Below are 14,299 nucleotides of genomic sequence, written 5' to 3'. Positions count from 1 at the left end.
TCGACGCAGCGCGCTCGGCACGTCCTGACCGCACGGCGCGTGCTGACCGCTCGGCACTCCGGGGCCGCACACACGACGAGACGCCGTCCTCGTGGAGGAGGACGGCGTCTCGGTGGTGCGGGTGCTGCTGGCCCGGCTGGTTACAGCGACGCGGCGCGCGGGAAGGCCGAGCGGCCGGCGTACACCGCGGCGTCGCCGAGCTCTTCCTCGATGCGGAGCAGCTGGTTGTACTTCGCGACGCGGTCCGAGCGGGCCGGGGCGCCGGTCTTGATCTGACCACCGTCGACCGCGACCGCGATGTCCGCGATCGTGGTGTCCTCGGTCTCGCCGGAGCGGTGCGACAGGATCGAGGTCAGGCCGTGACGGTGCGCGAGCGAGACCGCGTCGAGGGTCTCGGTGAGCGTGCCGATCTGGTTGACCTTGACGAGGATCGAGTTCGCGGCCTTCTCGTCGATGCCCCGCTGCAGACGCTTCGGGTTCGTGACGAACAGGTCGTCGCCGACGATCTGGACCTTGTCGCCGAGCTCGGCGGTCAGGTGCGACCAGCCTTCCCAGTCGTCCTCGGCCAGCGGGTCCTCGATGGTGACGAGGGGGTAGTTCGCGACGAGCTCGGCGAAGTAGGAGGTGAACTCCTGGCTCGAGAGCTGCTTGCCCTCGAACTGGTACTTGCCGTCCGAGAAGAACTCGGTGGACGCGACGTCGAGGCCGACGGCGATGTCCTTGCCGGGCGTGTAGCCGGCCTTCTCGATCGCGGTGAGCAGGAAGTCGAGCGCGGCGCGGTTCGACGCGAGCTCCGGCGCGAAGCCACCCTCGTCGCCGAGGCCGGTGGCCAGGCCCTGCTTCTTCAGCTCGCCCTTGAGGGCGTGGTAGGTCTCGACGCCCCAGCGGAGTGCCTCGGAGAAGGACTCGGCGCCGTACGGCACCAGGAAGAACTCCTGGATGTCGACGTTGGTGTCCGCGTGGGCACCGCCGTTGACGACGTTCATCAGCGGGACGGGCAGCGTGTGCGCGTTCGGGCCGCCGAGGTAGCGGAACAGCGGCAGGTCGACCGAGTCGGCTGCGGCACGGGCGACGGCGAGCGAGGCACCGAGGATCGCGTTCGCGCCGAGGCGGGACTTGTTCTCGGTGCCGTCGAGCTCGATGAGCGCGGCGTCGACGAGGCGCTGGTCGGTGGCGTCGAAGCCCTCGAGCGCCGGGCCGATCTCGTCGAGGACGGCGTCGACGGCCTTGAGCACGCCCTTGCCGCCGTAGCGCGAGGCGTCGCCGTCGCGCAGCTCGTACGCCTCGAACGCGCCGGTGGATGCACCGGACGGGACGAGCGCGCGGGACACGACGCCGTCGTCGAGGAGGACCTCGACCTCGACCGTCGGGTTGCCTCGGGAATCGAGGACTTCGCGTGCGCCTACGGCATCGATCAGGGCCACGGGGTACTCCCTACACATTGGTTGTGGTGATTGCGGTGTCGATCCTAGCGAGCGGAGGTGAACACGACGTCGGCCGTGACGCCGACCTGTGGACGAGTCCGTGCTGGAACGGGGACAGGGTGCTCAGTCGAGCGGGCGGAACGCGACGCCCTCGAGCGACGCGGTGTCGGCCGAGACGGTCGCGAACGCCGTGAAGCCCTGCGCGGCGAGGCCGGCGAGCAGGTTCTTCGTGTTCTTCGTGCGGCGCTCGAGCCGGACGCGCCGGTGGGACGCCAGCGCCTCGGTCTTCAGCGCGGCGAGCCGGACCGGGTCGACGTCCTTGTCGTACACGAGCACGACGGCGTCGGCCTCGGCGGACTCCGGCAGGGTCACCAGGTCGACGAGCCGTTCGAAGCCGAGCGAGAACCCGACGGCGGGGACGTCCTGCCCGAGGAACCGGCCGATCATGCCGTCGTACCGGCCACCGCCACCGAGGCTGTAGCCGAAGTCGGGGTGCGCGACCTCGAAGATCGTGCCCGTGTAGTAGCCCATGCCGCGCACGAGCGTCGGGTCGAACCGCAGGTCCACCCCGGGCAGCGCCTCGCGCAGGCGGAGCAGGTCGGCGAAGGCCTCGGCGTCCAGCCACGGCGCGCCCTCGACCGACGTCCAGTCCGCGGCCTCGAGCGCGCGGATGGTGTCCTCGAGCCCGGGCAGGTCGGCGCCCACGGTGCTGCGGAGCTCTGCCGCGACGCCGTCCGCGCCGATCTTGTCGAGCTTGTCGATCGTGATGAGCGCGCGGTCGGCAGCAGCGGGCTCGGTGATCCCCCACGACGCGAGGAGTGCCAGGAGGATCCGGCGGTCGTTGATCCGGATCGTCGTGCCACTGACACCGAGGGCGTCGAGGGCCGCCGTCGTCGCGCGGATGAGCTCGATCTCGGCGAGCTGCCCGGGGTCCCCCAGGATGTCGATGTCGCACTGCACGAACTGGCGGTAGCGGCCCTTCTGCGGGCGCTCAGCGCGCCAGACCGGGGCGATCTGCACGGAACGGAAGACCGACGGCAGCTCCGCACGGTGCGAGGCGTAGAAGCGTGCGAGGGGAACGGTCAGGTCGAACCGCAGACCGAGGTCGGCGAGGTCCAGCGGGGCCACGGCGCCCTGCAGGTCCTCGGTGGTCAGCCCGCGCTTCATCACCGCGAACGCCAGCTTCTCGTTGTCGCCACCCAGCCCGGAGTGCAGCCGCGCGGCGTCCTCCACCACCGGGGTCTCGATCTCGTCGAAACCGTGCCGCGAGTAGACGTCCCGCACGACACCGAGCACGTGCTCGCGCCGGGCCTTGTCCGCCGGGAGGAAGTCACGCATGCCACGGGGTGCCGTCACGGTCGTTGCCATGCGGCCAATTCTGGCAGACGGCCGTCCCCGGCTTGCGCGCCTTCCGATCCACTGGCATACTGCATGCAGAACCTCGGTCCGGATCGTGCCTGATCCACGTTCCGGATCGTTCGCGGGGCGACGTGCTGCAGTGCGTCCCGCGGTTCGAGCGGGATTCCCTGTCGGCCCCTCTCCCTGGTGGAGCCGACGCCCGCTCACGGGCGCCCTCTCTTTTTCGGGTTGGGAGGGCGCCCGTTCTCTCCCGCCCGAATCCTCCGAGCCCGGAGCGACCTCGCGCACCGGGGATCACTCTGCAGCGCGACCGGCCTCCTCGAGCTCCGTCACCGCGGCCCGCAGACTCGCTACCGGGTCCACCCCGCGCCCCGCTGCAGCCGCGATCTCCCCGAGCACCGCTCGCCCCCACACGGGGTCGGCCGTGCCCACCCCGTCGTCCGCCGCCAGCGCGGCGGACGCACCACGGGCCTCCAGGCCGACGCCGGAACCGGCCCCGACGACGGAGGCGACGACCGCGTCGGCGTCCCCACGCTCCTGCAGCCGTTCCAACAGCTTCACCGCACGCTCCAGCGGCGGCATCGCCCGCGGCACCCCGTCGAACGCACTCCGCCGGCTCGCCTTCTCGGACGCCTTGGCCGCACGCCAGACCCGCACGACGTCCTCGACGGTGTCCGCCGTCTCGTCACCGAACACGTGCGGGTGCCGCCTGGTCATCTTGTCCCGCACCCCGGCGGCGACGTCCTCGAGCGTGAAGTCCCCCGCCCGGGCGGCGATCCCCGCGTGCAGGACCACCTGGTAGAGCAGGTCGCCGAGCTCCTCGCGGACATCGGCCGGGTCGCCGTCGTCGATGGCGTCGACGAGTTCGTACGACTCCTCGACGGCGTACCGGGCGAGTGAGGCGTGGGTCTGCGCCCGGTTCCAGACGCACCCGCCGTCCTCGGCGAGCAGGCGGTCGACGACGGTCACGAGGTCCGGTACGGCGGTCATCCGGCCATGGTCCCACTCCCGTAGACTGGCGGTGGTGTGTCGGGAAGTCTGGTCGACGGACACTCACCCGACCCCTCGAGACGGAGATCCATGTCGTCCCTCGTCCGCTCCCCCCGCTTCAGCGCCATCGCGCTCCTCACCGCCGCCGTGCTCGGCCTGGTCGTGGCGAACTCCCCGATCGGCCCCGGCCTCGAACGGCTCCTCGACGCGCACCTGCCGCTCGGTGCGCTGGGCCTCGACCTGTCGATCGCGCACTGGATCAGCGACGGCCTGCTCGCGGTCTTCTTCCTGCTCGTCGCGATCGAGCTGAAGCAGGAACTCGTCGACGGTGAGCTGTCGAACCCCAAGACCGCGATCATCCCCGCCATCGCCGCGGTCGGCGGTGTGCTCGTCCCGGCCGGCATCTTCCTGCTCGTCACCGCGGGCACGCAGTACACGCACGGGTGGCCGATCCCGACGGCGACGGACATCGCGTTCGCGCTCGGGGTGCTCGCCATGTTCGGTCGCGGGCTGCCGAGCGGCATCCGGGTGTTCCTGCTCGCGCTGGCCGTCCTCGACGACCTCATCGCGATCATCATCATCGCCGTGGTGTTCGCCCACGACACCGACTTCCTGGCCCTCGCCGGTGCCGTCGTCACGCTCGTGGCGTTCTGGCTGCTCGGCCGGATGCTCCGTCCGGGGCGCTCCGGACAGACGCTGATCATCGTGGCGATGGTCGTCGTCGGGCTCCTGACCTGGTGGCTCGTCTACCACTCCGGTGTGCACGCCACCATCGCCGGCGTAGCGCTCGGGCTCGTGCTGCCCCGCCGTCCGGGCCACACCCTGCACGAGAACGTCGAGCCGTGGTCGAACGCGATCGTGCTGCCGGTGTTCGCGTTCGCGTCGGCCGCCGTCATCATCCCCGCGGTCGGCATCAGCGAGCTCTCGCCCACGTTCTGGGCGGTCGTCCTCGCGCTACCGGTCGGCAAGGTCATCGGCATCACCCTGTTCGGCACGATCGCCACGCGGATCTTCCGCTCCCCCGGCCGCTCGTCGCTGTCGTTCTTCTCCATCATCACCGTCGGCGTGCTCGGCGGCATCGGGTTCACGGTGTCGCTGCTCATGAACGAGCTGGCGTTCGCCCGCAACGAGGAGATCCTCGACGAGGGCGTCCTCGCCGTGCTCGTCGGATCGGGCATCGCCATCGTCGCGTCGGCGGTCGTCGTCACCCTGCGTGCGCGGGCGTACCGCGCGCGCCGCGAACTGTCCGAGGCCGAGGACACCGAGTAGCGGCTTCGCACCCGTTCCGCGACACGGCACGCGTCGTTCGACGCGTGGATCGTCGCGAGCGGCGTGCGCGCCGTGGACCAGTCCGTCACGGGCCGCGTCTACGCGGCCGGCGCCTCCGCCGGGGTCGTCGCCCCGTACACGGCGGTGAGGATGCTCTCCACCCACTGGATGAGGGCGTCGTCCGGCAGCGCCTGGTCGTGCGGGCGCGGCACGGGGATGCTCGACGCGTTCTGCTGCGGGAACCAGCGGGCCCCCGGGAACATGCGCTTCAGGCGCACCTGTGACGAGTCGGCGAGTTCCTTGCCGGCAACCCGCAGGTTGGAACCCATCACGACGACGTCGGACAAGCCGACCTGCTGCGCCATCCGACGCAGGCGGGAGACCTCGACCAGGGTCTGCACGGCCTGCGGCGGCTGCCCGTAGCGGTCGGTGAGCTCGTCGAGCACCATGTCGATCGCGTTCGGCTGCGCCGTCGGAGCCGAGGCCGCCGACAGCTTCTGGTACGCCTCGAGCCGGAGCCGCTCGGACTCGACGTAGTCCTCGGGGATGTGCGCGTCGACGGGGATCTCGAGGCGGAGCTCGGTCTGCCCCTCGGCGACGTCGCCACGGAACTGCGACACCGCCTCGCCGATCATCCGGAGGTACAGGTCGAACCCGACACCCGCGATGTGGCCGGACTGCTCACCACCGAGCAGGTTGCCCGCCCCGCGGATCTCGAGGTCCTTCATGGCGACCTGCATGCCCGCACCGAGCTCGTTGTTCGCGGCGATGGTCTCGAGGCGGTCCTGCGCGGTCTCGGACAGCGGCTTGTCGGAGTCGTAGAGGAAGTACGCGTACCCGCGCTCGCGGCCACGGCCGACCCGACCGCGCAGCTGGTGCAGCTGCGACAGCCCGTACTTGTCGGCCTTGTCGATGATGAGCGTGTTGGCGTTCGCGATGTCGAGACCGGTCTCGATGATCGTCGTCGAGACGAGGACGTCGAAGCGACGCTCCCAGAAGTCGACCATGACCTGCTCGAGGGTGGTCTCCGACATCTGCCCGTGCGCCACGGCGATGCGGGCGTCCGGCACGATCTCGGCCAGGTGTGCGGCGACCGACTGGATGTCCTTCACCCGGTTGTGCACGTAGAACACCTGGCCCTCACGCAGGAGCTCGCGGCGGATTGCGGCGGCGACCTGCAGGTCGGACTGCGGCCCGACGAAGGTCAGGATGGGGTGCCGGTCCTCTGGCGGGGTGGCCAGGGTCGACATCTCGCGGATGCCCGTGACCGCCATCTCGAGCGAGCGCGGGATCGGGGTCGCCGACATCGCCAGCACGTCGACGTTCGTCTTGAACTTCTTGAGCTGGTCCTTGTGCTCGACGCCGAACCGCTGTTCCTCGTCGATGATGACGAGACCGACGTCCTTGAACGTGATGCCCTGCGACAGGATCCGGTGGGTCGCGATGACGATGTCGACCGTGCCGTCGGCGAGCCCGGCGATGGTCTCCTTCGACTCCTTCTCGGTCTGGAACCGGCTCAGGGCGCGCAGGTGCACCGGGAACCCGGCGAAGCGCTCCTGGAAGGTCTCCATGTGCTGGCGGACGAGCAGGGTCGTCGGGACGAGCATGACGACCTGCTTGCCGTCCTGCACGGCCTTGAACGCGGCGCGGATCGCGACCTCGGTCTTGCCGTAGCCGACGTCGCCGGAGAGCAGGCGGTCCATCGGGATCGGCCGTTCCATGTCGCGCTTGATCTCGTCGATCGTGGTGAGCTGGTCGGCGGTCTCGGCGAACGGGAACGCCTCTTCCAGCTCGCGCTGCCACGGGGTGTCGGGACCGAACGCGTGCCCCTTCGACGCCATCCGCGCCGAGTACAGCTTGACCAGGTCGACGGCGATGTCGCGGACGGCCTTGCGCGCCTTCGACTTGGCGGCGGACCAGTCCGAGCCGCCCATCTTCGACAGGGTCGGGGACTCACCACCGACGTAGCGGGACAGCTGGTCGAGCTGGTCGGTCGGCACGAAGAGCTTGTCGCCCGGGTAGTTGCGCTTCGACGGCGCGTACTCGAGCACGAGGTACTCGCGCTGCGTCTTCACCGCGTTGCGTCCACCCGAGCTCACTTCGCGGCTGACGAGCTCGACGAACTTGCCGATGCCGTGGGTCGCGTGCACGACGACGTCGCCCGGCTTGAGCTGCAGCGGGTCGACGACGTTCTTGCGCCGGCTCGCGAGCTTCTTGACGGTGCGGGCCCCCTGCTGGACGCTGCGGCCGTAGAACTCGGCCTCGCTCAGGACCGCGATGCGGGGGTCGGGGATGGCGAAACCGTGCTCGACGGTCGCGGTCGTCACGACGGCGAACCCCGGCTCGGGCGGCGCGTCGACCGCTGCGGCACGGGCGGCGACCCCGGCGTCGGCCAGCACCTGCACCGCACGTTCGACCAGGCCCTGCCCCTGCGCGGTCACCACGACCGCCCACCCGTCGTCGGTCAGCGACTTGACGTGCGCGATCGCCCCGTCGGCGCTGCCCGCGAAGCTCGGCACCGCCTCCGCCCGGACGCGGATGTACTCGCCGGCTTCGGCAGCGGCCTCGGCGTCGGTGAGGACGCGCTCGGTGTCCCCTTCGTCGAGGCCGGAGTCGAACGGCGACACCGTCCACCAGGTGCGCTGCCCGCGGGTGTTCTTGAGCTGCTGCACGGTCAGGAAGTTGCCCGCGTCGAGGTCGATCGGGGCCTGTGCCCCGGCGACCGCTGCGCTCCAGGCCGCCTGCAGGAACTCGGTGTTCGTCTCGGCCAGGCTGTTCGCGCGGCCGTTCACCCGCTCGGGCGAGAACACCGCGATGGTGGCGTCGTCCGGCAGGTAGGAGGTCATCGGAACGAGGTCCTGCACGAGCGCCGGAGCGAGCGACTCCATGCCCTCGACCGGGATGCCCTCGGCGATCTTCGCGAGCATCTGCGACAGGTTCGGGAACTCGTGCAGCATCTCGCGGGCCCGCTGCCGGACTTCGTCGCTGAGCAGGAGCTCGCGCGAGGCGGTCAGCTCGACCGAACCGAGGTCGTCCTCGGTGGTGCGCTGGTCGGCGACGGAGAACGCCTTGATCGCCTCGATCTCGTCGCCGAAGAAGTCGACACGTGCCGGGTGGTCGGCCGCCGGCGGGAAGACGTCGAGGATGCCACCGCGCACCGCGAACTCACCACGGCGGGTGACGAGGTCGACGCGCGAGTAGGCGAGGTCCACCAGCTGCGCCGAGATCGCCGCCAGGTCGTTGCCACGCGAGTCGGTCCGCAGCACCACCGGCGCCAGGGACGTCAGGTTGCTCGCGATCGGCTGCAGCGCGGCTCGAACGCTCGCGACGACGACGGTCTGGCGCCGCTCGGTCGGGTCCGTCGCCTGCCAGGCAGCGAGCTTGCGGAGCGTCGCGATGCGTGTGCCGACGGTCTGGGGGCTCGGGCTGAGACGCTCGTGCGGCAGGGTCTCCCACGCGGGGAACTCGAGCACCTCGGCGTCGGGGACGTAGCTGCCGAACGCTTCGCGGACCGCTTCGGCTTCACGCCCGGTCGCCGTGATGACGAGGACGCACTGCGGACCGTTGCGCTCGGCGAGCAGCGCACCGAGCAGCGGCACGCGCAGGCCGTCCACGACGGAGAAGTCGGCGTCGCGCGGTGCGGCGCGCAGCACGCGATCGAAGGCGGAGGCGCGCGAGAGCGCAGGGATGATGCCCGAGATCGTCACTCAGGAGATGGTACCGGCCACCACCGACGCCGACCGCGCCGTGCGCGACGGGCGAACAGCGCGGAACACTCAGGACGGAGCGTGCACGCGCTGCTGTGCGGCGAGCAGGCCGACCTCGGCGATCGCCTCGACCGCGTCGGCGGCGTCGGCCAGCAGGATCGGGAGCGTCTTCTTCTCGGCTGCGGAGAAGTCACGCAGCACGTAGTCAGCCGGGTCCTGCCGACCGGGCGGACGCCCGATGCCGACCCGGACGCGCATGAACTCGTTCGTCCCGGTGGCCTTGATGATGTCGCGCAGCCCGTTGTGCCCGCCGTGCCCGCCACTGCCCTTCAGGCGGACGGTGTCGAACGGCAGGTCGAGCTCATCGTGCACGACGACGAGGTCGGCCGGGGTGGCGCTGTAGAACCCGAGCACCGAGGAGACCGGTCCGCCCGAGGTGTTCATGAACGACCCGGGCTTCGCCAGCACGAGTCGTGTGCCGCCGGGCACCAGGCGCCCCTCGGCGACCTGGTTCGGCGTCTTGTGCTTCTTGAACGTCGCACCCATGCGGGACGCGAGTTCGTCGAGGACCATCTGGCCGACGTTGTGGCGGTTGCCCGCGTAGTCGGGCCCGGGGTTCCCGAGCCCGACCACCACGAGGATGTTGTCCGTCACAGCGTCGACCAGATGTCTTCGAAGGGGGTGTTACTCGGAGTCCGCGGCGCCCTCGGCACCCGACTCGGCGCCGGCCTCGGCCGAGGCTTCGTCCGCAGCGTCGTCGTCAGCGGTGCCACGCGGGGTGACGATCGCGACGACGAGCGCCTCGGGGTCGGTCTCGAGCTCGGCGCCCTCGGGGAGCTCGAGCTGCGAGGCGTGGATCTGCACGCCGTCCTCGAGGCCCTCGACGTTCACGGAGACGTGCTCCGGGATGTCGGTGGCGAGCACGAGCAGCGAGATCGTGTTGAGGTCCTGCACGTGGATGGTGCCGGAGAAGGACTCGCCCTCGATGACGACGGGCACGTCGACCGTGACCTTCTCGCCGCGGCGGAGGACCACGAGGTCGATGTGCTCGATGATCTGACGCACCGGGTCACGCTGGACGTCCTTGACGAGGGCGAGCTGGGCAGCACCCTCGATGTCGAGGTCGACGACCGCGTTGGCGGTACGGACGAGCAGCATGGTCTCGTGACCGGGCAGCGAGATGTGCTTCGGCTCGGTCCCGTGGCCGTAGACGACGGCGGGGATCTTGTCGGCCGCGCGGAGCTTGCGAGCAGCGCCCTTGCCGAACTTGGTGCGGACTTCCGCTGCGAGCTTGGTGTAGTCGGCCATGGTGCCTCCTGGTGTCGGGGACGACGCCGGGGTGCCGGCATCGTGGGGGTCTGTGGTGTTGCAACTCGAACGCGTGCACGCGTGAGGAACGATCCCAGGGTCTTGCCGGGTATCCCACCGCGTCGATCACGGCCGCGCGTACGCAGCCCTCGCCGAAGTCAGGGACCGAGTCTAGCAGTACCGTCCGGGCGTGTCGCGCGGCACGGTCCGGACGCCAACCGCGACGGACAGGAGGCCCGTGGCTGTCCCGCCACGGGCCTCCTGTCCGTCGTCCCCATGCGACGGGCGCGGGGCGCTCCCCCCAGGACCGCTCCCCGCGACCGCCGCGTCAGTCGATCCCGGCCGGCGCCGCCGGCGCGAGCCGCGCGATCACCCGGTCGAGGCGGGCATCCACCTGCGGTTGCCGGGTCGACCCCTTCCGGAGCACGGCGGCGTCGGTCGCGGTGACGTGCAGGAGCCGTTCCCACTCCGCCGCGTACAGCGCGCTGCGGTAGCCGGAGGACTCCTGGCACGCGACGTCCCGTTCGGCGACGGCGACCTCGGCCTTCCCCGGGTCGTCCGAGAACAGGACGACCTGGTCGCCGTCACGGACGCTGACGTGCATCGAGGGGGTCGGCATGCCCTCCGGCCCCTCCGGCAGGTCCGGCACACCGGACGGCGCCATGCAGGTGCGCCACTCGGCCGCCGCCGTCCGGACCGTGTCGTCCTGACGTGCGTCCAGCGCAGCCAGGTACGTCAGGCGCTGGGCGAGCTCGGACGCCGCCTGCTCGGTGCCGCGCAGCGTGGTACCGAGGGTCTTCCGGGCGGCCTTCCAGCAGCGGGCGGCCACGTCGTCCGGGAGTGCCGCGAACGCCGCCTGGCGGTCGGGGTCGTCCCCCCACTTCCGCATGCCCGCCTGGTTCGCACCGGCCACGGACGACCCGTGGTAGCCGCGGGTCTCGGCGAGCGCCGCGGTGAGGGGCCGGGTGGTCGCGAGTGCGGGTGACGGGTTCGCCCGGGCGGCGGTGTCTGCCGCGTCGTCGTCGGCCTGCAGCCCGGCCGCGGTCGCCCAGGGCGCCGGATCGTCGATGCCGGCCTTCCGCAGGCAGGGCTCGGCCACGAGGTCCTCTGCGTACGTGGTCTTCGACGAGGCCGGTGCGACGAAGGCGTCGAGCGGCATCGCCCACGCGGTGCTGTCCTGTTCGACGGTGGGTGCGACCGCGACGTCGGCGCGTTCGGGCAGCCCGTGGACGACCGCGGTGGCCAGTCCGGCGAGGACGACGACGAGGGTGCCGGTCTTCGCGACGCGGTTCGTGATCTGCATGGTTCCCCCTAGGCGCGGACGAGGCCGCGTTCGTGTGCGGTGATGACGACCTGGATCCGGTTCCGGAGGCCGAGCTTCGTCAGGACGGCGCGGACGTGGGTCTTCACGGTGGCGTCGCTCAGGAAGACCGACTCGGCGATCTCGGCGTTGCTGAGCCCCTTCGCGACGAGCATGAAGACCTCGCGCTCGCGAGCCGTCAGCGAGTCGAGCACCTCGTCGCGCCGATCGGTGACGGCCGGGGTGCCCTGCGCGCGCAGCAGGTCGAGCGCCTCCGCTTCCGTCGGTGCCGGTCGGCCCGCGTGCACGTCGCGGATGGTCGCGGTGACGACGTCGGGCAGGGCGTCCTTCGTCAGGAACGCTGCGGCGCCGGCGCGGAGTGCGGCGAGCACGGCGTCGTCGCGGCGGATGGTCGTGAGCGCGACGACCCGCGGGCGGTCCTGGGTCGACGCGGCGAGCCGGGTCAGGGTCTCGATGCCGTTCATGACCGGCATCCGCAGGTCGAGCAGCAGCACGTCGGGGTGTTCGGCGGCGCAGAGCTCGAGGGCGGCGGCACCGTCGCCGGCGGTCCCGACACAGGTCATGTCGTCCTGGGCGTCCACGAGCATCTGCATCCCGGTGGCGAACAGTCGTTGGTCGTCGACGACGGCGACGCGGACGGCGCTCATCGGACGCGCTCCGGCCGGACGGCCGCGGTGTCGGTGTCGGTGTCGTGCGTCGCCGTGGTCGGCACGGCGGCGGTCGTCGGCAGCCACGCGGTGACCACCCACTCGTCCGTGGTGTCGCCCACACCGGCACGCAGCCAGCCGCCGGCCAGTCGTGCACGCTCCTGCATCCCGGCGACACCGGAACCGGCACCGTCGAGCGCCACGAGCGGTTCGCTGCCCCGTGACGTCACGACGACGCCGAGCCCCGGCCCGCGCCAGTCGAGCGCCACCCGGGCCGTCGCTGTCCGCCCCTGGTGCTTCAGCACGTTCGTCAGGCTCTCCTGGACGATCCGGTGCACCGCGCTGGCGCTGCCCGCGGGGACCTGACCGGCTGCGCCGTGCTCCTCGAACGTCGCGGTCATCCCGAGCTCCCGCATGTCCTCGACCAGGTCGGGGACATCGAGCAAGCCGTGACGGTCGGCGTCGTCGCTCGCCTGGATGCGTTCGACCAGGGCCCGGACGTCGCCCAGTGCCGAGCGGCTCACGTCAGCGATGTCCTCCAGCGCCCGGGCAGCGTGTTCGTCCCGCACGGCGATGGCTGCGGCCCCCTGGGCCTGGGACACGACGACCGCCAGTGAGTGGGCCAGCGAGTCGTGCACGTCGCGGGCGATGCGGGCACGGTCCTGCTCGGCGCGGAGCTCGGTCGTGGTCACCTCGGTGCGGCGCTGCGCCTCGACCACACGGACCCGGGCGAGGCCGATCCGCCACGCGGCACCGATGGCCACGCCGACGGCCCAGGCGACACCGCTGACCCCGACGAACGCGAACGTGATCGTGACGAGGTCCGACCGGGTCCCGCCCGCGTTCCCCACCCAGCTGCCCCAGACGTCCTGGTCGGCAGCGGTCGGGACCGCCATCGCCCAGGCGGCCGCCGCGCTCGCGAGCAGGAGCACGGGGACCGCGAGGTAGCGGAGCAGGTCGGACCGACCGGCGCCGACGACGCCGACGACGATCGCGATCGCCAGGTACTCCGGCCAGGTCGTGTCGGTCGGCCGGGTGAGCAGCCGGGCAGCCTGCAGGAGCGGGATGCCGACGACCAGTCCGAGCGCGGTCGCGGGCATCCACGCGGCGAGGCCGATGGCGACGGCGAAGGCCGACACCACGACGACGTGGTCGGCGAGTCCCGCACGTCCGGCTTCGGCGACGATCCAGAGCACGAGGTACACGGCGCCGGCGGCGGGGCCAGCAGGTGCCGGTACCGGCGGAGGAAGGAGGTCATGACGCGAGCGTATGGGCCGCGCTGCACGGGGACCGAGCCGCGCGACCGCTTTTCATCCGAGGTGATGAGGACGCGTCGGTTCGCTCAGCGACGGACCTGCCGACGGTGCTCCTGCGCGGCGTGGAGGACGTCCCGCGCGCGGTCGCTCGCCGCCTCGGCCTCGTCGCGGGCTGCCTCGCGCCGGGTGATCTCGGCCTCGGCCTGCTCGAGGGCACGCTGGAGCTCCGCGCGCCGCTCCTCCGCCTGTTCGAGATCGGCCTCGGCGGTGTCGAGTGCTGCGTCGGCGTCGCGGGACTCCGTGCGCGCTGCGGTCTCGGCCTGGCGCGCGGCCTTCCGGTCGGCGGCCGGGTCGCGCTTCGGTTCGGGTTCGGCGTCCGGTTCCGCGGCGTCGCGCTGCGCGGGCCTGGAGGCACGGCTCGCCTTCCGCGCACCCCTCGCCTGGGAGATGGGGATGGGTGGGGCATCGCTGCCGGACCAGGCATCGGGCACCGCGTCCGGATCCGCGAGCGCCCCGTCGAGGTCGACCGCGTCGAACCCCACGCTCTCGAGCGCCGTCACGAGCAGCCCCGACCGGACGGTCGCGCCGGCGTGCGGATCCGCCATCGCCGCCTCGATCGTCGACCGGACCTGCTCGAGCACCGCCGGGGTGACGGGATGTCCGGCGTCGGACGCCAGGTCCGCACCGGCCTGCGCGAGGGCGTCGACGACCTCGGCGCGCTGCCGACGGAGGGTCCGGATCGCGTCGGGGTCGGCGTCGGCTTGGGCCTTGCGGAGCGCCGGTCCGAGGTCGACGGCGTCGTCGAGGGCACCGTCGTGGGCGAGCAGGTCGATCACCCAGGCCGCCGGGGCGGGCTTCCGGAGCTTCCCGATCGCCGTCGCGAGGGCACGGTCGTCCTTGCGCACCGCGCGCTGCCGTGCGGTGCGCTCGGCGACGAAGTCCTGCGGCGCGACGAGCAGCAGCTCCCTGGCGACGTCGGCGAACTCCATGCGACCACTGTGCCAGCAGGATGCCGGGT

11 protein-coding genes are annotated in these 14,299 nt (G+C 71.7%); 1 reads left to right on the top strand and 10 read right to left on the bottom strand.

All coding sequences use genetic code 11. From position 1 onward, the window contains the following. Positions 1-140: 140 nt before the first annotated feature. From eno to MXD64_RS04025, 3 genes are all read right to left on the bottom strand, one after another. Positions 141-1,424: a phosphopyruvate hydratase gene (gene eno, locus MXD64_RS04035; RefSeq protein WP_027464494.1), complete on the bottom strand. Its 1,284-nt coding sequence runs from the start codon at positions 1,422-1,424 to the stop codon at positions 141-143. A gap of 123 nt (positions 1,425-1,547) precedes the next feature. Beyond that, positions 1,548-2,792 (bottom strand): histidine--tRNA ligase, encoded by a 1,245-nt coding sequence (hisS, locus tag MXD64_RS04030; protein WP_263137160.1) that lies wholly within the window; start codon positions 2,790-2,792, stop codon positions 1,548-1,550. A 285-nt stretch (positions 2,793-3,077) separates the two neighbouring features. After that, positions 3,078-3,773, bottom strand: coding sequence for a MazG family protein (locus MXD64_RS04025; protein ID WP_159557497.1), 696 nt, complete (start codon positions 3,771-3,773; stop codon positions 3,078-3,080). Positions 3,774-3,863: 90 nt separating this feature from the next. Here MXD64_RS04025 and nhaA point away from each other — a divergent pair, with 90 nt between their 5' ends. Then, positions 3,864-5,042 (top strand): Na+/H+ antiporter NhaA, encoded by a 1,179-nt coding sequence (gene nhaA, locus MXD64_RS04020; RefSeq protein ID WP_056072828.1) that lies wholly within the window; start codon positions 3,864-3,866, stop codon positions 5,040-5,042. Between the two features lie 98 nt (positions 5,043-5,140). Here the strand turns inward: nhaA and mfd are convergent, their stop codons facing one another. The 7 genes from mfd to MXD64_RS03985 form a co-directional block, all read right to left on the bottom strand. Next, positions 5,141-8,749, bottom strand: a complete 3,609-nt coding sequence (gene mfd / locus MXD64_RS04015; RefSeq protein WP_017886753.1) for a transcription-repair coupling factor — start codon at positions 8,747-8,749, stop codon at positions 5,141-5,143. Between the two features lie 69 nt (positions 8,750-8,818). After that, complete coding sequence (pth, locus tag MXD64_RS04010) at positions 8,819-9,403, bottom strand: aminoacyl-tRNA hydrolase (protein WP_017886754.1); 585 nt, start codon at positions 9,401-9,403, stop codon at positions 8,819-8,821. 30 nt (positions 9,404-9,433) lie between these two features. Further along, a complete protein-coding gene (locus tag MXD64_RS04005; protein WP_042537722.1) occupies positions 9,434-10,057 on the bottom strand; it encodes a 50S ribosomal protein L25/general stress protein Ctc in 624 nt (207 codons plus the stop codon). 328 nt (positions 10,058-10,385) lie between these two features. Then, complete coding sequence (locus tag MXD64_RS04000; RefSeq protein ID WP_194590268.1) at positions 10,386-11,360, bottom strand: hypothetical protein; 975 nt, start codon at positions 11,358-11,360, stop codon at positions 10,386-10,388. A gap of 8 nt (positions 11,361-11,368) precedes the next feature. Next, on the bottom strand, positions 11,369-12,025 hold the full coding sequence (locus MXD64_RS03995) for a response regulator transcription factor (RefSeq protein ID WP_042537855.1): 657 nt from the start codon (positions 12,023-12,025) through the stop codon (positions 11,369-11,371). Continuing rightward, complete coding sequence (locus tag MXD64_RS03990; RefSeq protein WP_263137159.1) at positions 12,022-13,221, bottom strand: sensor histidine kinase; 1,200 nt, start codon at positions 13,219-13,221, stop codon at positions 12,022-12,024. The genes MXD64_RS03995 and MXD64_RS03990 overlap by 4 nt, the downstream gene beginning before the upstream one ends. 146 nt (positions 13,222-13,367) lie before the next feature. Continuing rightward, complete coding sequence (locus tag MXD64_RS03985; RefSeq protein ID WP_263137158.1) at positions 13,368-14,270, bottom strand: hypothetical protein; 903 nt, start codon at positions 14,268-14,270, stop codon at positions 13,368-13,370. Between the last annotated feature and the right edge of the window lie 29 nt (positions 14,271-14,299).

This window comes from Curtobacterium sp. Arg-1, from assembly GCF_025643395.1.
Lineage (GTDB): Bacteria > Actinomycetota > Actinomycetes > Actinomycetales > Microbacteriaceae > Curtobacterium > Curtobacterium poinsettiae.
This window is presented reverse-complemented; position numbering and strand designations above follow the sequence as displayed.

Coding starts and splice junctions, on each gene's coding strand:
- MXD64_RS04025 (WP_159557497.1), bottom strand. CDS start 3,773: ATGACCGCCGTACCGGACCTCGTGACCGTCGTCGACCGCCTGCTCGCC.
- MXD64_RS03995 (WP_042537855.1), bottom strand. CDS start 12,025: ATGAGCGCCGTCCGCGTCGCCGTCGTCGACGACCAACGACTGTTCGCC.
- MXD64_RS04005 (WP_042537722.1), bottom strand. CDS start 10,057: ATGGCCGACTACACCAAGCTCGCAGCGGAAGTCCGCACCAAGTTCGGC.
- MXD64_RS04000 (WP_194590268.1), bottom strand. CDS start 11,360: ATGCAGATCACGAACCGCGTCGCGAAGACCGGCACCCTCGTCGTCGTC.
- hisS (WP_263137160.1), bottom strand. CDS start 2,792: ATGGCAACGACCGTGACGGCACCCCGTGGCATGCGTGACTTCCTCCCG.
- nhaA (WP_056072828.1), top strand. CDS start 3,864: ATGTCGTCCCTCGTCCGCTCCCCCCGCTTCAGCGCCATCGCGCTCCTC.
- MXD64_RS03985 (WP_263137158.1), bottom strand. CDS start 14,270: ATGGAGTTCGCCGACGTCGCCAGGGAGCTGCTGCTCGTCGCGCCGCAG.